Source organism: Grimontia sp. SpTr1 (genome assembly GCF_947387585.1).
In the GTDB taxonomy this organism is placed as follows: domain Bacteria; phylum Pseudomonadota; class Gammaproteobacteria; order Enterobacterales; family Vibrionaceae; genus Enterovibrio; species Enterovibrio indicus.
Map to the genome: position 1 here is coordinate 37,441 of NZ_CANDOD010000016.1, position 18,438 is coordinate 55,878.

The window sequence follows — 18,438 nt, forward strand, 5'->3', positions numbered from 1 at the left end:
AGGGTACGTCCTTTGTAAACACGCTGCTTCCTCAAGATGCCGTGGTTCGGTGAGCGTTTTCCATCTCTTTGAGAACCGATTGAATGGTGATACTCAGGAGCTTTTCAAAATGCTTCACTTCGTTCTCATCAATCCACTCGCCCTTACGCAGACGGGAATCAGCATGAGTACAGAATGCCTGCAGCGCTATCGCACCAATATTGCCTGACACCCCTTTCACGTTATGAATAAGAGTGCGGGCCCGGGCCAGTTCTTTGGCTTCAAAGTGCTTGCGTAAGGTTTTTCCGTCGTTTTGGTGCTCGGCAACAAACATGGTGAGTACGGCTTCAATAGCGTCTTCGTCTTCATCCAGTTGTTCTTTCAACACCGCAGGTTCGAAAAGTGGCTCATCGGGTTCAACAAAGGTGAACAAGCCCGCCCCTTCAGATGGTTTTTTGTCGGCTTTCACTTTTTTGGATTTAGAAGGATTCACCGCTCCATTCGCGACGCTGCTCTCTTCTTTCCGGGCACTGAGCAAAATGAGTCCGACGAGAAAACCAAATCCAACGAACATCGCCGTCATTGTGTTGTCCAGAAGCAAGAGCGTGCGGGTCGTCCAGTAACTTTGCAGCTGGGTAATGGAACGCACAAACTTGTGATTGATCACCGCATCCACACTCTCTAGCTGACGGTTCAGTCGCTCAAGACCCGTGTACAGCGTGAATAGTTCGCTACGCGTCATCCCTTCGGGCATTTTCGAAAACTCTGACTCCAACTGTCTGATGTACCCGTTGAAACGGGCGATTCTATTGCGCTCCAGTGAATCATTCAGGCCATGGAGTTCAAACAATAAGTAGCTACTTATCCTTTGGAGAAGGCGCTTTAACTCTGGCGTTCTGGTTCCATCGTGAAGTTGTTTGAGTTGTTTGGTGACAGAAGAAATCGAGTAAATCGAGGCGAGCAAGTTATCAACGTCTTCAACAAACGCATCGGCTTCAAGCAAGGTGTTTTGAATATCTTCCCAGCTGTCTTCAATGGTGTGGGATTTAGTACGAAGCAACAGATAACGAAAGTGCTGAACCTCTTTTTCCAACTGAACCAACTCATCACTTTGGTTGATCATTGAGGCAGAAACGGTTTGTCTCAGTTGCTGGGCCGCATTATTAAGCTTAACCACATGTCCTGCGTGGTCCCGAGTGTGGTTCATGTCTGAATAAGAGATCAAGGCATAGGCCAATGACACTCCGAAACCAATCCAAAGTAGGATCGACAGCCATTTATGACCAGCGAAAAGGTTGCCTGAAAATAGAGAAGATTTAGTTTGCAGAAGTCTTTCGGGCAGTGATGTCACAATCAATCCTTTGTCTTGCAATGCGTTTCCCAACAGCAGGAACGAAAGTCATGTCATTTTAAGTATTTACTGCAGTTTCTTATAAGTTAGGCAATTTGTCTTGGTTTGCAAACAAAGACTTGCAAACTTGCAGTGCCAAAAACGCCATGGCGCAAATTCCATTGCACCATGACGCTCATCTGGCTTATTCGTCGACGTTCAGTCGGCGGGTTAACTGGTCACGCAGATTCGGTGGCGTTCCTTTGATCGTCAGCGTGTCGGTTTCTTGATCGTAGAAAACACGTTCGCCTAAAAGCATGCTGTCAAAGTTGATCGACAAGCCGCCGCCGCCGCCCACAAACTTGGTCAGTTTGCGCATCGACGTGCGGTCTGCTGGAAAACTCTCTTCCAGTTCATAGCCTTGTTCGGAGGCAAACTGGTAGAAGTCCACGCCTTGATCGTTTTGTGGCAGTTCACCCGCCAACTCTTTCACAACCACTTCGTCACCAGATTGCAGCTGGCCGTTACAGTAGTCATAAACTTGCTTACGATATTGCTGCTTCTCTTCTTTATCCAGACGAGAATCCGCACAGTAATCTTCCACCGCCTGCATCAGTACCAGATTTTGCTGCTTGGTATCCATGCCGACTTCGGCCTGCATAAAATCAAGGAAAAAGTCGGCAACCTTGCGGCCAACTCGTCCTTTTACATAGGTCAGGTAGCGATTAGATTCTGCGTCACTCTCCCAGGTCGAGAGGTCAATACGTGCGGCGATATCCATCTTGGCGACATCCAGATAATCTGTGCTGCTGATTTCCAAATCATCAGTGACTTTCATACTGGATTTTGATTCTAACAATCCGATAAAGAGATATTCTGTCGCCAGAGAGCGGTACTCAGCGATCACCAGAACCCCTTCTTCGGCAAAAGGATACTTCGACAATTCGGTTTTCAGACGCTCGGCAGACTGGGAAGAAAACGTCAGAAAGTCCATTTCTTGCTTGCGACTGGCCTTCAACCAGCCACAAAACTCACTTTCTTCAGCAAACTGACCGAAACCTTTTCCTGCCTTCGCGTTGTACACGCGATGGATTTCGCTGATAAGATTTTCCGTGGAAGGTGAATGAGTTAACAGTTGATCTCTCAGTTGAACAACCAGCGTGTCTTCACCCTCTTTTTTGATTTGATGAAGAATAACGTTTGAAAGCGTGAGGCTCATAATTGAAAACATTTTTCGTCGGACTAGAGTGTGGGGTATTATACGCGGCTTCTCCTGACACAAGACAAGAGTTTCTATGCCTGTTACTTCTAAATATCAAGATAAAAACGTTGAACAGATCCTGAACGATGTGGTCAATGTTCTTGAAAAGCACAAAGTATCTACTGATCTGTCGCTGATGGTTGTTGGTAATATTGCTACCAACATCATTAACAACAACTTGCCAGCGGCTCAGCGTCAACTGATCGCTGAAAAATTTGCTCAAGCTCTGCTGTCTTCAATCGATACAGAGTAATAAGCCGCGTCAAAAATGACGTGCAGTAGAATAAAGAGAAGAATTAACCATATATGGTAGACAGCGGAAACACCTACAGGGATAAAGTCTCCCAGCTCGTGAGCTGGGGGCACTGGTTCAGCTTTTTCAACATTATCGCAGCCATGTTGCTGGGCACTCGCTATATCGCTCAGTCAGGCTGGCCAGAGACTTTGCTAGGTCAAACCTATCAATTGCTGACATGGATCGGTCACTTCGGTTTTCTGGTTTTCGCCCTCTATATACTGGTTATCTTCCCAGCTAGCTTCATTATCCCTTCCCAGCGGTTGATGAGGCTATTTGCTGTTCTGGTTGCCACGGCAGGTATGACCGTCCTGCTGTTGGACATCTACGCCTATGAGACAATGCACCTTCACCTGAATCCGTTGGTGTGGGAGTTATTGCTCAGCGGCGAAAAAACGGACATGAACGCCCACTGGCAATACCTGTTTGTGGTCGTGCCCGCTATCTTCCTGCTGGAACTCATTATTTCGGAATGGGTCTGGCGAAAACTCCGTAAACTTTCCCGCAAACGCGTCGGTGTGCCTATCGCCAGCGTGTTCGCGATCTGCTTTATCGGCAGCCACCTCATCCATATCTGGGCAGATGCTTTCATTTACAGCCCGGTGACTGCGCAACGCTCCAATTTCCCAGTTTCCTATCCAATGACGGCGAAAACCTTCATGGAGAAGTACGGGCTGCTTGACCGTCAAGAATATCAACGCCGCAAAGATGCCATTGGCGATCAGGAAAGCGAAGTGATTCGCTATCCGTTGGAGAAACTCTCGTTTTCCGCCAACGCACAAAGCTTTAGCCCTAACCTGCTTGTAGTGATGGTGGAAAGTTTGCGAGCAGACATGCTTGACCCGGTTGTGATGCCAAACCTGAATCAGTTTGCTAACAGCAATCTGAAATATACCCATCACTACAGTTCCAGCAATGATGCGATGGCAGGAATTTTTGGCCTATTTTACGGCTTGCCTGGCAGCTATGCACAAAGCGCGCGAACGGAAGGTTTAAGTCCATTGCTGATTGATACGATGGATAAGCGCAACTACCGTTTCGGTCTTTTCAGCGCTGATAACTTCGACAACCCGATCTATTATCAGAGCATTTTTGGTAAGCACCTTGAGCAAGCGTCAAATGTCAAAGCGTCGGAAACCTGGGTGGCTGACCATATTGCCGCAGACAATCTCGACGAGTGGATCAAAGCCGGTGATGTGAAACAACCTTGGTTCGCTTATCTGGAACTCAAAAGTGTCACTGATTACGAACAAGGTGGTGATTATGAGCGTCCGTTTCAGCCATCACTCGACAACGATATGGCAAGCGTAGGCGAACAAACCTCGCTGGTGCTGAAAAACAGCTATAACAATGCCGCTTATTACGTGGATACCTTGTTGGGTGAAATGCTCGACACTTTAGAAGCAAACGGCCAGCTCGATAACACCGTGGTGATCATTACATCTAACCACGGCACTGAATTTAACGAAACCGGATCCAACAGCTGGGGCGCAAACACCAACTACAGTAAGTATCAGCTGCAGGTTCCTCTGATCATGCACTGGCCAAATCAGGAACCCCGCCAAGTCGATGTTTACAGCTCGCATTTGGATATCGTTCCAACATTGATGGAGTCCATGCTGGCGGTTGACAGCCCTTCGACCAACTATACCAGTGGCATGAACCTATTCGAGCTTTCCGATAAGCCAAGAAAATGGGTAATCGCTGGTGACAGTCGTGACATCGTCGTGGTTCAGCCTGACAAAACCACGGTGGTGGACAAGTTCGGAAACTATCGCGTGTATGACAGCAACTACAAGCTGCAACCGGAAGGCAAACCTCAGCTTTCTGTACTGATGCAGGTGATGCACGAGTTGAAGCGCTTCTATCATCCCGAAGAAAACTAACAGAGCAGCCAGCGATAAGCTGGCTTCTTTTTAGCCAAACGATTGAAATTCGCGGATTTAATAAAGAAAGGCGATTGACAGCTAAATACTGTGTTCGTACCATGAATCCATAGTGTCGGTCTGTAGCGCAGCTTGGTAGCGCACTGTCATGGGGTGTCAGGGGTCGGAGGTTCAAATCCTCTCAGACCGACCATCTATATGAGCCCGCAGCTTTTTTAGCTGCGGGCTTTTTCGTAGCCATGTTCTTGGTTAGTATTCATTTCCCTATTGAAATTATCTGGATAGCGAAATGGACGTCTCTATCGAGTTTGGCGCTTTGCTGGTTGTGCTTGGCTTTGTTGCAGGCATTATCAATACACTGGCTGGCGGTGGCTCAAACCTCACCATTCCTGCGTTAATCGTGCTGGGCATGCCAGCGGAAGTGGCCAATGCCACCAACCGTGTCGGCGTTTTTATGCAAAGTGTTTCTGGCGTTGCAGGATTTCGCCATCATAAGCGTCTGGATGGCCATGACCTGCTACCTATTCTTATCCCAACCCTGATTGGTGGTGCAGTAGGTGCTGGAGCGGCGGCCTGGCTGCCCTCTTCAATCATCAAACCACTCCTTCTCGGCACCATGCTCTTAATGGCATTTATCATGCTGGTAAAACCTCAGGCAGTCATGCCCGATGAAGGAGAGCTTGCACGTAAAGTGAAGGACACACCAGCAGCCTGGGTTGGACTTGCCATTGCAGGTTTCTACGGTGGATTTGTTCAAGCGGGTGTCGGGTTTGTGCTTATAGCTGCGCTGTGTGGGACGCTTCGCTATGATCTCGTGCGCGGTAACGCCTTAAAGCTCGTCTGTACGTTAGCGTTTACTTCCGTCTCGCTCGCTATCTTCATCTGGCAGGATTTAATTCTCTGGTTACCCGGCTTGCTGCTTGCGTTGGGATCCATGTTTGGTGCTTGGTTGGCCGTGAAGTTTGCCATTAAAGCAGACCCTAAACTCCTCAAGTGGTTCCTGTTTTTGATGACACTTGCTGGCGTTATTTTTGCGTACTCGAGCTAACAAAAAACCAAGAGTTTTTGCCGTTATATCAAACAAATAACCATACAGAGAACAAACACATTACGGGCATCACAGACCCTTAAACTCCCTTGTGAAGTCTGTCGAAGATGAGGGAAATTTAGACATTGCTAATGGCGATTACTGTCATACTGGCCATCTAAAGATTAGAACTAAAATCACATTTTTCGTCAGTAGCCAGTCATAAGGGAGTCATGGGCATGATTGCTTTGGATTACGCATTCTGCCTGAAAGCAGGCGAAGCGATTTGTCCGCAAGAAAATCTGGATGCATTCTGTGCAGCCCTGGGCCAGACTTTATGCCTCCTTGCTGACGATGTCCGCTGCCAAGTTCTTCTCAAAGACACTGAAAGCGCAAACTGGAGCCAGATCGCAGATATTCGCGCCGATCACCATCAAATCTCTTCACCTGCCATGGCATTAAACGAAGAGGATCAATCCCTTCTCTTCAACCTATTGGACACTGACGCGCCTTTGCAGCAACAGGGGCAGTATCACTGGGTACTCCCACTCAATATTCGTGGCACACAATCGGCTGGTTTGCTGCTTTCAACCAAAAAAGAAATTCATGTTGATGCCAAAGCTAAAACACTATTGGCATTGATGCTTTCAGGTGTACTCGACAGTCACCTGCAACGCCAGTTCCTAGCTTTTGAAAAAGCCAATCATAAAAAAACCGAAAAGAAACTGGTGCAAGAAGTCTGCTCACAAAAGGGACTTTTAGAACAACTCCATATCCTACATAAAATCTCGTTACGACTCTGGCACGCCCATTCTCTGGATAACATGCTTCATACTGCGGTTTATGAGTGTATTCATGCTCTCGATTTTGACCGCATGGCGATTTTCCTTCTCAATAGCCATACTGGTTTGTTGCGCGGGACCTATGGAACAGATATCAACGGAACCGTGACCAATGAGCAATGGTATTGCACGGCGATTCATGAGCACTACCACGCCAAAACCACACTTGATAAGAAGCGCCATATCACCATCAATGAAGGCTGTGAGCTCTATCATGACAACAAAGTCGTTGGGACGGGTTGGAATGCCACCATTTCGCTATGGGATGGTGACGATCCAATTGGTTGGATTGCCTGTGACAACCTGATCTCTGGAACGCCACTGAAAAGTTACCACAGCGAGCTTCTGAAGCTCCTTGGGGTCACTATGTCACAGCACCTCATCCAACGTCGTGCACAAGATGATCTGAAAGCCCTCAACCTGTCACTGGAACACCGTGTGGCAGAGCGTACAGCGCAGCTGGAAGAAGCCAATAAGCGCTTGAATCAGATATCCCGAGAAGACAGTCTGACACAAGTGCCAAATCGCCGGATGCTGGATGAGCGACTGGAAGAGGAATGGCGTCGCGCCCTTCGCTACCAAACTCCACTGACCATTTTGATTGTCGATATCGACCACTTTAAGCAATACAACGACAAATATGGCCATGCCTTGGGCGACCAATGTTTGACGAAAGTGGCCGAAGCGCTCAGCCAGGTCGAACGACGTGCTGGCGCACTATTGGCAAGATTTGGTGGTGAAGAGTTTGTCTTCCTGTTACCAGGCAGTAACCGAGAGAATGCAATATCTGTGGCTAATCGCGCACTGGAAGCCGTGCGCAAGCTAGAGATACCGCACGGTGATTCACCCGTCGCGCCGATAGTCACCATCAGCGCGGGCGGCAAAACCACCATTCCAGAAAAGCCGAACAACCAGCAACAGCTGTTCATTGACGCCGATGTCGCGCTCTATGAGGCGAAGAACGCAGGGAAAAATCAGGCCTTTGTTTTATAACGGCGCTTCTTGGCAGGTGCCCTGCTTTTCCCACCTCTTCCTTTCTTGAACCGGTTAGGCTGTGCTGGCAGCGAACGAAGGCTATCAGGCACTGAGCCATGTCTGACGGTTTGCATCAGCACATTTAGCTCGGACTCCAATGCAGTCATAAAAGGTTGATAAGCTCCTTTCTTTTCTGCCATGTCATGAAGCTGTCGTTCCCATTGCGCCGTCATATCCGGATAGGCTGCTTTCTCAGGCAACGCATCAATCAAGCCTTTTCCAGAAGCAGTTGAGCGGATCTGCTTTCCTTCCCGAGAGAGAAGACTACGTTTGAACAGCAAATCGAGAATCCCAGCCCGGGTTGCTTCAGTTCCCAATCCGTCTGTATCTCGAAGGATTTTCTTAAGCGATGGGTCTTTTACAAATCGGGCAATCCCAGTCATCGCTTGCAGCAACGTCGCTTCAGTAAAATAACGCGGAGGCTCCGTCATGCAATCTTTAATATTGCCGCGAGCGCAGGTCAATACAGTGCCTTTATCCAGCGGTGGTACCAAACTTTCGATATCTTCGTTCTGCGCTGACTTATCTCGGGACAGCAGTGTTCGCCACCCCGGAGACATTAGCTTTTTCCCTTTTGCGATGAAAAGACCACCCGCAATCTCAAAGTCCAGTTTGGCTTCGGCGTACTCCGCTGCGGGGTAAAACTGCATCAGGTATTGGCGGGCGATGAGCTCATACACATCACGTTCGCGCCCACTCAATGCGCTGCTGCTTTTCGACGTAGGGATAATCGCGTGGTGAGCTTCGACTTTGCTGTCATTCCAAGCCTTCGATTTAAGGGAAAGGTTGGCATTGCTGACCGCAGTAGATAACGCATCAGTCGTTTTCGCTATCGCGGTAGAGACGCTTTGTGCTTCTTTGAAGTGGCCTTTAGGGAGATAGCGGCAATCTGAGCGCGGATAGGTGATCACCTTATGCTTCTCGTACAAGGACTGACAACAGGCCAGTACATCTGCGGCGCTCATATTAAAACGCTTGGCCGCATCAATTTGCAGCGCAGACAGACTGTAAGGTAACGGCGGTGACTGTTTGGTGGTCTTGCGCTCTGATTTGGTCACCGTTGCAGGCTGACCTTCAATACGACGCGCGACGTTTTCGACCAGATTCCTCGCTAATACCCGCCCTTCTTCATCCTGCCATGGCTGGCAGGCTTCACTCGGCTGCCAACGGGCAAGAATATCGCTACCTTGGTAGGGGATAACTGCATCCAATTGATAGAAAGGCTTGGGGATAAAGGCTTCGATTTCGCGATCACGGCGAACCACCAGCCCCAATACCGGTGTTTGCACGCGACCGACGGAAAGCACCCCCTGATACCCCGCCTGTTTTCCAAGTAAAGTGTAAGCGCGGGACATGTTCATGCCATAGAGCCAATCCGCTCTTGAGCGCGCCAGTGCTGACACCGAAAGCGGCACAAACTCCATATTGCTGCGCAGGGCTGACAATGCCTTTTTCACCGCCGAGGTGTTCAGGTCATTAATCAGCAGACGCTGGATTCGTTTTTTCTTGGCTTCAGAAAGCTTGGCGTGGCTGAACACTTCATCCACCAGCAGTTGACCTTCGCGATCCGGGTCACCTGCATGCACGATTTCATCAAACTGCTTGAGCAGTTTTTTCACCACACCCAGCTGTTTGGCGGCAGATTTACGCGGTTTTAAAATCCATTGCTGAGGAAGAATAGGAAGATCGTCGAGTCGCCAGGTTTTATATTTTTCGTCATAAGCCTCAGGCTCTGCCTGCTCGAGCAAATGGCCGATACACCATGTCACCGTGTCGCCATTTCCAGCAACAACATAGCCTTCATGATTTTTGTGGGGCTTGGGAAGTGCTGCGACAATCGCGCGGCCTAGGCTGGGTTTTTCGGCGATAAAGAGTCTGGTCATATCGTTGGAAGTCTCGGACGATGAACCCACAATTTATCGAAATTCAGGGAAGTTAACAACAATTAACTGGATATACATCCAGTTAATTGTCAAATGGAACGAAGTCAGGTTTTACAGGTACGTCACGTACTTTGCAGTATCACGCTTTGGCACGCCAGCCGGTGTGCAATCCGGTGTGCCTACGTAGAGGAACCCTACGATCTCGTCGTCACCTGACACGTTAAACGCTTCACGAACAACAGAATGATAGGCCCATTTCCCGGTACGCCAGAAGCCCTGAAAACCTTGCGCAACTGCTGCCATCTGCATTGCCTGTGCCGCGCAGCCTGCAGAGATGTGCTGCTCAATCACAGGTACTTTGTCATGTTGCTTGGTGCGGGCAATCACAGTGATGACCATAGGCGCGCGATAAGGTGACTTGGTTGCTTTCTCAACCACCGCGTCTTCTTCGTTGTCGGCTTCTGCCGCGCTTTTCAAAATGGCAGAAAGCTTATCCAGTCCTTCCCCTGTCGCGACGACAAACTCCCAAGGCGTCAGTGCGCCGTGGTCAGGTGCTCTAAGGCCAGCAGCCAGCATGTTGTCCAATGCTTCACCAGTCGGGGCCGGAGCCAGTAAACGAGGAATTGAGCGGCGCTGGGTAAGAAGAGTTATCGCGTCCATATATCGTCCCGAAAAGAATTAAAAATCACTTTCCCAAAATAACACAAAACCCGAGAGGCGACTCCACTCGGGTTTTGTGGTTTTTCAAACTACTGGCTTAAAGTGATATGGCTAACTTCACCCCTTGGCGAATCGCGCGTTTAGCATCCAACTCGCCGGCATGCTCAGCACCGCCAATCACATGGGCTTTGATGCCTTGCGCTTCGAGTGCAGATACCAAACCATTCACTGACTCCTGACCGGCACAAACGATCACATGATCTGCTGGCAGAATGTGGTGCTGACCTTCAAGGGTGATATGCAAACCTGCGTCATCGATCTTCTCGTATGCCACACCACCAAGGAGTTCTACACCTCGTTTTTCCAGCGTTTTCTTATGGATCCAGCCCGTTGTTTTACCCGGTCCTTTGCCTACGCGACCTGCTTTACGTTGCAGTAACCATACCTGACGCTGTGCGACATAGTGAGGTTGAGGGTGTAACCCGCCTTCATACGAGATAGTTTTGTCGATACCCCAATCTTTTAGCCAGTCATCCAGCGTGTGATTTTCTGGCTCAGTAATCATGGTAGCGACATCAATGCCGATACCACCGGCACCAATAATGGCCACTCGCCCACCAAGTTCAGGTTGCTCACGGATGAACGTCTGGTAATCAATGGCTTTTGGATGGTCGATACCCGGAATAGATGGAATGCGAGGTTTAACACCCGTTGCCACTACCACTTCATCAAAATCTTTCAGGGTATCCGCATCAACTTCCGTATTCAGACGGACTTCAATGCCGGATTGCTCTACCTTACGGGTGAAGTAACGGATAGATTCTTTGAATTCTTCCTTACCGGGAATTTGCATGGCGAGATTGAATTGACCGCCAAGGGTATCGCGCTTCTCAAACAACACTACATCAAAGCCACGCTCTGCAGCTGTGGTCGCGAAAGACATGCCTGCCATACCACCACCGATAACCGCAACACGGCGTTTGTTGGAAGCCGGTGTGACGACCAACTCTGTTTCGTAACACGCCTGAGGGTTCACCAAGCAACTGGCGCGTTTCCCTTTGAACACATGGTCAAGACAGGCCTGATTACAGGCAATACAGGTGTTAATGTCGTCAGAGCGATCTTGCTCAGCTTTCGCCACAAATTCCGCATCTGCCAGAAATGGGCGCGCCATGGAAACCATATCTGCCTGCCCCGACGACAGGATCTCCTCGGCGATTTCCGGCGTATTGATGCGGTTACAGGTGACCAAAGGCACATTGACCTCACCTTTTAGACGCTCGGTAACCCACGCGAACGCTGCGCGCGGAACCTGAGTGGCGATGGTAGGAATACGGGCTTCATGCCAGCCAATACCAGTATTGATGATGGTAACACCAGCTTGTTCCAGCGCTTTCGCAAGCTCAACCACTTCATCATGCGTGCTACCCTGCTCCACCAGATCCAACATCGACAGTCGGAAAATGATGATGAAATCTTGACCCGCACGTTCGCGCACTGCTTTCACCACTTCTACAGCCAAACGGATACGGTTTTCATAGCTGCCACCCCAGCGATCATAACGGGTATTGGAACGCGCACAGATGAACTGATTAATCAGATAACCTTCTGAACCCATGATTTCCACGCCGTCATAACCCGCTTCACGGGCAAGTTCCGCACTCTTACCAAAGTCTTTGATGGTATTCAGGATTTGGCGTTCGCTCATGGCAGAAGGCGCGAATTTAGAGATAGGCGAACGCGTATCAGACGCACTAAGAGCGAAAGGATGCATCGCATAACGGCCTGCGTGCAAAAGCTGTAGCGCAATTTTACCGCCATTTTCATGCACTGCATCAGTGATGGTACGGTGCGCGCGGGCCGCTCGACCGCTGCTGAATTGCGCACTTAAAGGGTGGAGACGACCACGGAAGTTCGGAGAAAAGCCACCTGTAACAATCAGGCCGACACCACCCTTTGCCCTTTCGGCGTAGAAAGCAGCGAGCTTCTTAAACCCGTCATTCGATTCTTCCAGTCCAGTATGCATAGACCCCATCAGTACGCGGTTTTTCAACTGCGTAAAGCCAAGATCCAACGGCGCGAGTAGGTGTGGGTAAGGCGAATTCATGATGCGCTTCCATGGTTATTATTAGTTCTGGTCAGACCAAGATAAGCCACTCAAACAAAAGTTTCAAACGTTTGTTTACATTTTTACAACATTAATCACCTCTATTCTAATCGGACAGGATTCGTTACGATTACCAGTAATAAAAGAAGCTGGATAACCAAATGAAAACGCTTTTTAAATTTATCGGCACCTTACTGAAGTGGTTTTGGAAAGCCCTCAGTTTTACCCGTCAGTTGATCCTGAATATTCTGTTCATTGCCATGTTGGTGGGGATCTATTTTCTGTTTACGATGGAGCATGCCGCACCGACTAAACCGATTGAGCAACCAGAGCGGGCGCTTCTGGTTGATATTTCTGGGCCAATCGTTGAAAAGCAGCGCCGCGTCGATCCTTATGATTTCGCGACACGCAATCTTTTCGGTCAGCAAATGCAGTTTGAAAACGTGCTTTACGATATCGTCGAGCAAATCCGAGCTGGCGCAAAAGACGACAAAATCAACGGCATGGTACTCAGCCTGTCCGACATGTCGGAAACCAGCCTGACCAAGCTTCGCTACATCGCTAAAGCAATTAATGAATTCAAAGCCACTGGCAAACCTGTGGTTGCTATTGGTGGGCACTACAACCAGAGCCAATATTACCTCGCCAGCTATGCCGACGAGATTTTCATGGCACCGGACGGCGCAGTGCTGTTGCGTGGCTATGGCACCTATAACCTCTACTTCAAAGACCTGCTGGAAAACCTAGATATCACTACGCACGTTTTCCGCGTCGGAACTTACAAATCATTTGTTGAACCATACACACGCACGGGCATGTCTGAGGAAGCGCGCGAAGCAAACTCTGTTTGGCTGAATCAGCTTTGGGGCGCATTTGTCGATGACATTGCCACCAACCGTAACATCGAGGTTTCAACCCTCTCACCGGATGCTGACACTCTGATTGCCAACCTCAAGGCAGCAAACGGTGATTTCGCAAAATTAGCCTACAACATGGGCTTGGTCGATGAACTGATGACCCGCCAACAAATCCGTACCCGTCTGGCAGAAGTATTTGGCAGCGATGGGGAAGACAGCTTCAACTATGTGAGCTTCTATGATTACGCGCCGCTGAACTTTGAATTGCCTAAGGCAGACCAAATTGCCGTGGTCGTTGCAAGCGGTGCCATCGTGGATGGCTTTGAATCAGAAGGCACTATCGGTGGTGATACCACTGCTGGCCTACTACGTGATGCACGCCTGAACGATTCAATTAAAGCGGTGGTTTTGCGTGTAGACAGCCCAGGCGGCAGCGCCTTTGCCTCTGAAGTGATCCGCAACGAAGTGGATGCGCTGAAACAGGCGGGCAAGCCCGTCGTCGTATCCATGTCTAGCGTAGCAGCGTCCGGCGGTTATTGGATATCCTCAAGCGCGGACCGCATACTCGCGCAGCCAACTACCATCACAGGGTCTATCGGTATCTTCGGTATTCTGACCACCTTCGAAGATGTGCTGGCGAAGTACGGTGTTTATAACGACGGTATCGGCACCACACCATTTGCGGGTGTCGGGGTCACACGAGCGTTGCCAGAAGAAATCAGCAACATCATGCAGCTTGGGATTGAAAATGGTTACCAGCGCTTTATTGGCCTAGTCGCCAGCCAACGTAACCTATCACTCCAAGATGTCGATCAAGTGGCACAAGGCCGTGTATGGACGGGTTACGATGCGATGAAACGTGGCTTGGTTGACCAAATGGGCGACTTTGACGATGCCATTACCGTTGCAGCAGAACTGGCTCAAGTAACCGATTATTCATTGAACTGGATGGAAGAGCCGCTCACCCCAGCACAGCAATTCATCTATGAGTTCATGAACCAGGCGATGGTAACGCTCGGATTGAACGAAACCGTCAAACTGCCTGATGGAGTTCAACAGTTTGCTAACCACGCCGTTACTGAAATAAACAACCTGAATAACTTCAATGATCCAAACGGACAATACGCGCTCTGTCCGAATTGTAGTTATTACGAAAACTGAGACCTCTCAACAACCCCCGGCGAAATCCGGGGTTTTTTTCGTGCATCCACTCCGTATAATGCGCGCACTACCTCGGCTACATTTAAGTTGTGAAGATGGAAAGAAAACACATTTATATCGCCTACACTGGCGGCACAATCGGCATGCTGAAATCAGAGCAGGGCTACATTCCTGTGTCTGGCTTCATGCAACAACAACTCCAACAAATGCCGGAATTCCATCGCCCTGAGATGCCTGAATTCACTATTCATGAATACAGCCCGCTGATCGACTCCGCCGACATGACCCCTGCAGAGTGGCAACGCATTGCTGACGATATTCGTGACAACTACGATAAGTACGATGGCTTCGTGATTCTCCATGGTACAGACACCATGGCATACACCGCCTCTGCGCTCTCCTTTATGCTGGAGAACCTGGATAAACCCGTCATCGTGACAGGATCACAAATCCCGTTGGCAGAACTGCGTTCTGATGGTCAGGCGAATCTGCTAAACGCACTGCATATCGCTGCGAATTACCCCATCAACGAAGTGACCTTGTTCTTCAACAATCAGCTTCTTCGCGGTAACCGTAGCACCAAATCCCATGCAGATGGTTTCAATGCTTTTACGTCGCCAAATCTGCCGCCTCTGTTGGAAGCGGGTATTAACATCCAGCTCCACGGTGCAGAAATCGATAAGAAGCCGGAAGGTGCTTTCAAAGTTCACACGATTACCGAACAGCCTGTTGCCATTATCATGATGTATCCGGGGATTTCGCCGGAAGTGATCCGCAATGCGCTGAAACAACCAGTGAATGCGATGATCCTGCTGACCTTTGGTGTGGGCAACGCACCTCAGAATCAAGAGCTGCTAGGCCTGCTTCGCGAAGCGACTGATCGCGGCGTTGTGGTGTTGAATCTGACCCAGTGTCTGGCAGGTAAAGTCAATATGGGCGGTTACGCTACAGGTTGTGCGCTGGCAGAAGCAGGCGTTCTTAGCGGTTATGACATGACCCCGGAAGCAGCACTGGCGAAACTGCACTTTCTTCTGAGTCAGGACTTGCCAATGGATGCCATTCGCACCCAACTTCAACAAGACCTCCGCGGCGAATTGTCGCTCTGATATTCAGAAAAACAGACAATGTAGAAGGCCGGCATACGCTGGCCTTTGTTGTTTTTGGTCATACTTCCACTGAACAATCCCTCATACTTTTCTGGCCATTCAAACCCAAAAAACTCATTCCCACCCCTGATATTCAACTGAAAACCTACTGACTGTCTTGTGATTAGTGCTTAGTTGAATAGTGTATTGACACTGTTAAATAAATTTACACCTCAGTAGAAAGCGCTAAATAAGCAAAGACTTAAGATCAGGGAGTAGTACGATGGCAACGTTTACCGGCACCTATGCGAATGACAAATTAAATGGCACAAGTGGTAATGACACCATCTTCGGTTACGAAGGTAACGACATGATAAAAGGTGGTGCAGGTAACGATATCCTTAATGGTGGCGGTTCATCTGGTTTTACTAGTGATATTTCTTTGTCTCGCTCGGCTGATGGTACTTTTGACATCAGTGGTGGTGATGCTGTCTCTCTCGATTTTTCACACTTCACCCATAGCGCAGCCTATAACAACAGTCTTGGCTACTACATTCTTGATGAAGATGGCAGTGTCCTGAAAGCTGTCATCGTTGCAGACAACGTGAAAAATGTCAGCGCCATTAACCTTGACGATATAGCGACTGAGGGAGGAGCAAAACTAGGACTCTTCCTTATCCCTGATGGCGATCGCAAAGGTTTTGACAAAGGCGAAGTGAATCTCGACCTTTCAACCAACTCTGCGACAGTTACCCAAGGTTCAAGCTCAGCGGCAGTCTTCACTTCTCAGAAAAGTGAGAACGGAGATGGTATCGACCATGAGCGTGAAAGCGGCTCTACCAGCAAGTGGGAAGATCTCTGGGGCGGAGGTGACAATGATTTCAATGACACCACGTTCCAAATCAACGTGACCCAACCTCGCTCCAAACTCCCAGACAACGACACTATTTTCGGTGATGAAGGCGACGACACCATCAACGGTGGTGCAGGCGATGACCTGATTTTCGGCGGTCGAATCAGCAAAGAAACTGTGCAGATTGGCCGTGACTCTGATGCACTGTTTGATATTTCTGGTACTGAAAAGGCGCGTTTGGATTTAAGCAGCTTCAGCCATAGTGCCGCATACAATAACAGCTTGGGCTACTACATTCTCGACAGTAACGGAAACGTGATTCGCGCTGTTATCGTCGCCGACAACGTTAAGCATGTGTCTTCGCTGAAGATCGACATCGACACCACAGGCGGCGAGAAAATGGGCCTTTTCCTGATCCCCGATGGTGATCGTGCAGGATTTGATAAAGGCGAAGTCATCCTCACTCTTGATGGCACACCAACAGTGTCACAAGGCTCAGTAACCAGCGATGTTTTTGTATCGCAGGCCACTGAAAATACTGGGAATCTGGATCACGAGAGAAACTCAGGCGATATTTCAGCTTGGGAAGACCTACGCGGTCTGGGCGATAAAGATTTCAATGACACGGTATTCACTGTCGAAGTCACCGCAGAAAAAGAAGTCAGTGACAAAGATACGATTGACGGTGGAACCGGTAACGACACGATCCATGCTGGGGATGATGCAGATATCGTTCACGGCGGTGAAGGTGATGACAAAATCTTTGGCGGAAAGGGTGACGACACTCTTTACGGCGATGAAGGTGCCGATGACATTCGAGGTGGTCACGGCAACGACACCGTGCACGGTGGTGAAGGCGACGACGTGCTCTATGGCAAAGCAGGGAACGATACGCTTGACGGCGGCGCGGGTAACGACAAGCTTTTCGGCAACGCAGGTAGCAACACCCTTCTTGGTGGAGCGGGTAACGATGAGCTTTACGCCGGTAACGGTACAAATAACCGACTGGATGGCGGGGAAGGCATAGATACCTACACAGGCGGCATCGGCTCCGACATTCTGGTATTCGACATTGAAGATTTTGCTGGTGAAACCAAAACACTCTCTAATGGACGCGTTGTAAATGACCAAGTCTACAATGCAGCAACGGGATTTGATGTTTTGGAAGTGTCCGGCGATGTGCATGTTGACTTCACAGGTGCGGCTTATCAATCTGACACCACAGTTAACGGCAATGTGATCGCAGGCGTTGAGGCAATTGTCGGTGATGATGGCAATCAAACGGTGACGATAAAAGAGCATTCAATCTTGGCGCAATCAGACGATACAGAACGTGGTGATTGGGATGGATTTGTTGCTTATTTAGGTGGTGGTGACGATACCTTTGACTTTGCCGGCCCTCGCTGGACTTATGAAGCAGATGCAACAGCGAATGCAGAACTCACACCGGCAATGATCCAGCAAATGGGATTAACGGAAGACCAAGCCTCGACACTTAAGGCTTATGTGTTCTCGTCTGACATCTCTGGTGAGCAAATCACCCTTTGGACAGATGCAGAAAACATCACTCAGGCAGGTAATGACATCTTCTAAAGAGGTGCTCTCGGTCTTCCAAATAACCTAAAGAAAAACGCCGACTTCACGTCGGCGCTTTTTTATTCTTCGCTCAGCTTGGTCTGAACAATCGTTTCCTGATTCGGCGCAAACTCTCGTTTTAACTGCGCTTTCGACTTCATTGTAATATCACCACCTGCCGCAACCGTCATATGTTGCGGCTCCGTGTTGTGGCGAGATTGATAGAGCATCACAACCTGGACAGCATTGTCGCGTTGCTCCGGTGTCAGTGTCGTGCCTTCAGGCCATTTACCGGTTTCTACCGCATACAACAAGCGTTCATAAGCGTCTGGGGTGATGGTGGACAGCAACTGCTCGATATCCATGATACTTCCTTTCTTCTTTGGTCACCCAAAGGTGCCACAACACAATCAGAGAGTAAAAACGCCGGTTTTCGACCAAAGATGCTCGTGTGTCTAACACACTGAGATACCTTGACTGAAAAGGCAAACAAGCCAAGAAATCAGTCATTTCCCATGCTGATTTTCAGTTTTTTATAGCACTTTAGTGCGAATTCCTATTTTACTACGCCCGCAATAGTACTGATTTTAATCTGAATACGC

13 protein-coding genes and 1 tRNA gene are annotated in these 18,438 nt (G+C 49.1%); 8 read left to right on the forward strand and 6 right to left on the reverse strand.

Annotated features, from left to right (window positions below; all coding sequences use genetic code 11):
- Positions 1–31 precede the first annotated feature (31 nt).
- Both QL223_RS19580 and yejK read right to left on the reverse strand, forming a co-directional pair.
- Positions 32–1,330, reverse strand: a complete 1,299-nt coding sequence (locus QL223_RS19580) for an Hpt domain-containing protein (RefSeq protein WP_281545696.1) — start codon at positions 1,328–1,330, stop codon at positions 32–34.
- Positions 1,331–1,514: 184 nt separating this feature from the next.
- Positions 1,515–2,528 carry a nucleoid-associated protein YejK gene (yejK, locus tag QL223_RS19585; protein WP_002541089.1) on the reverse strand — a complete coding sequence of 338 codons (1,014 nt, stop codon included), beginning with the start codon at positions 2,526–2,528 and terminating at the stop codon, positions 1,515–1,517.
- Positions 2,529–2,604: 76 nt separating this feature from the next.
- Between yejK and QL223_RS19590 the strand changes: the two genes are divergently transcribed.
- From QL223_RS19590 to QL223_RS19610, 5 genes are all read left to right on the forward strand, one after another.
- Positions 2,605–2,823 carry a DUF1414 domain-containing protein gene (locus tag QL223_RS19590; RefSeq protein ID WP_002541087.1) on the forward strand — a complete coding sequence of 73 codons (219 nt, stop codon included), beginning with the start codon at positions 2,605–2,607 and terminating at the stop codon, positions 2,821–2,823.
- 53 nt (positions 2,824–2,876) lie between these two features.
- Positions 2,877–4,751, forward strand: coding sequence for a DUF3413 domain-containing protein (locus QL223_RS19595; RefSeq protein WP_281545697.1), 1,875 nt, complete (start codon positions 2,877–2,879; stop codon positions 4,749–4,751).
- A gap of 116 nt (positions 4,752–4,867) precedes the next feature.
- Positions 4,868–4,944 (forward strand) — tRNA-Pro (locus QL223_RS19600).
- Between the two features lie 96 nt (positions 4,945–5,040).
- Complete coding sequence (locus QL223_RS19605) at positions 5,041–5,799, forward strand: sulfite exporter TauE/SafE family protein (protein WP_281545698.1); 759 nt, start codon at positions 5,041–5,043, stop codon at positions 5,797–5,799.
- Positions 5,800–6,017: 218 nt separating this feature from the next.
- Complete coding sequence (locus QL223_RS19610; RefSeq protein ID WP_281545699.1) at positions 6,018–7,613, forward strand: diguanylate cyclase; 1,596 nt, start codon at positions 6,018–6,020, stop codon at positions 7,611–7,613.
- Here QL223_RS19610 and QL223_RS19615 read toward each other — a convergent pair.
- From QL223_RS19615 to QL223_RS19625, 3 genes are all read right to left on the reverse strand, one after another.
- Positions 7,595–9,538 carry a DNA topoisomerase III gene (locus QL223_RS19615; protein ID WP_281545700.1) on the reverse strand — a complete coding sequence of 648 codons (1,944 nt, stop codon included), beginning with the start codon at positions 9,536–9,538 and terminating at the stop codon, positions 7,595–7,597. The two genes, QL223_RS19610 and QL223_RS19615, sit on opposite strands and share 19 nt — an antisense overlap.
- Positions 9,539–9,649: 111 nt before the next feature.
- A complete protein-coding gene (locus tag QL223_RS19620; RefSeq protein WP_002541081.1) occupies positions 9,650–10,198 on the reverse strand; it encodes an NAD(P)H nitroreductase in 549 nt (182 codons plus the stop codon).
- Between the two features lie 97 nt (positions 10,199–10,295).
- A complete protein-coding gene (locus tag QL223_RS19625; RefSeq protein WP_281545701.1) occupies positions 10,296–12,305 on the reverse strand; it encodes an NADPH-dependent 2,4-dienoyl-CoA reductase in 2,010 nt (669 codons plus the stop codon).
- 161 nt (positions 12,306–12,466) lie between these two features.
- On the opposite strand from QL223_RS19625, the gene sppA reads away from it, so the two are divergent.
- The 3 genes from sppA to QL223_RS19640 all read left to right on the forward strand — a co-directional run bounded on the left by sppA (position 12,467) and on the right by QL223_RS19640 (position 17,854).
- On the forward strand, positions 12,467–14,323 hold the full coding sequence (gene sppA, locus QL223_RS19630; protein WP_281545702.1) for a signal peptide peptidase SppA: 1,857 nt from the start codon (positions 12,467–12,469) through the stop codon (positions 14,321–14,323).
- Positions 14,324–14,418: 95 nt separating this feature from the next.
- Positions 14,419–15,429: an asparaginase gene (gene ansA, locus QL223_RS19635; RefSeq protein WP_002541077.1), complete on the forward strand. Its 1,011-nt coding sequence runs from the start codon at positions 14,419–14,421 to the stop codon at positions 15,427–15,429.
- Between the two features lie 262 nt (positions 15,430–15,691).
- Complete coding sequence (locus QL223_RS19640; RefSeq protein ID WP_281545703.1) at positions 15,692–17,854, forward strand: DUF4114 domain-containing protein; 2,163 nt, start codon at positions 15,692–15,694, stop codon at positions 17,852–17,854.
- A gap of 62 nt (positions 17,855–17,916) precedes the next feature.
- On the opposite strand, the gene QL223_RS19645 is transcribed toward QL223_RS19640, so the two are convergent.
- Entirely contained in the window at positions 17,917–18,201 is a 285-nt protein-coding gene (locus QL223_RS19645; protein ID WP_281545704.1) for a DUF1315 family protein, read from the reverse strand.
- Positions 18,202–18,438 lie beyond the last annotated feature (237 nt).

Bases quoted from the DNA above. Each gene is read 5' to 3' on its own strand.
- yejK (WP_002541089.1), bottom strand. From the start codon at position 2,528: ATGAGCCTCACGCTTTCAAACGTTATTCTTCATCAAATCAAAAAAGAG.
- QL223_RS19590 (WP_002541087.1), top strand. From the start codon at position 2,605: ATGCCTGTTACTTCTAAATATCAAGATAAAAACGTTGAACAGATCCTG.
- QL223_RS19595 (WP_281545697.1), top strand. From the start codon at position 2,877: ATGGTAGACAGCGGAAACACCTACAGGGATAAAGTCTCCCAGCTCGTG.
- QL223_RS19605 (WP_281545698.1), top strand. From the start codon at position 5,041: ATGGACGTCTCTATCGAGTTTGGCGCTTTGCTGGTTGTGCTTGGCTTT.
- QL223_RS19610 (WP_281545699.1), top strand. From the start codon at position 6,018: ATGATTGCTTTGGATTACGCATTCTGCCTGAAAGCAGGCGAAGCGATT.
- QL223_RS19615 (WP_281545700.1), bottom strand. From the start codon at position 9,538: ATGACCAGACTCTTTATCGCCGAAAAACCCAGCCTAGGCCGCGCGATT.
- QL223_RS19620 (WP_002541081.1), bottom strand. From the start codon at position 10,198: ATGGACGCGATAACTCTTCTTACCCAGCGCCGCTCAATTCCTCGTTTA.
- QL223_RS19625 (WP_281545701.1), bottom strand. From the start codon at position 12,305: ATGAATTCGCCTTACCCACACCTACTCGCGCCGTTGGATCTTGGCTTT.
- sppA (WP_281545702.1), top strand. From the start codon at position 12,467: ATGAAAACGCTTTTTAAATTTATCGGCACCTTACTGAAGTGGTTTTGG.
- ansA (WP_002541077.1), top strand. From the start codon at position 14,419: ATGGAAAGAAAACACATTTATATCGCCTACACTGGCGGCACAATCGGC.
- QL223_RS19640 (WP_281545703.1), top strand. From the start codon at position 15,692: ATGGCAACGTTTACCGGCACCTATGCGAATGACAAATTAAATGGCACA.
- QL223_RS19645 (WP_281545704.1), bottom strand. From the start codon at position 18,201: ATGGATATCGAGCAGTTGCTGTCCACCATCACCCCAGACGCTTATGAA.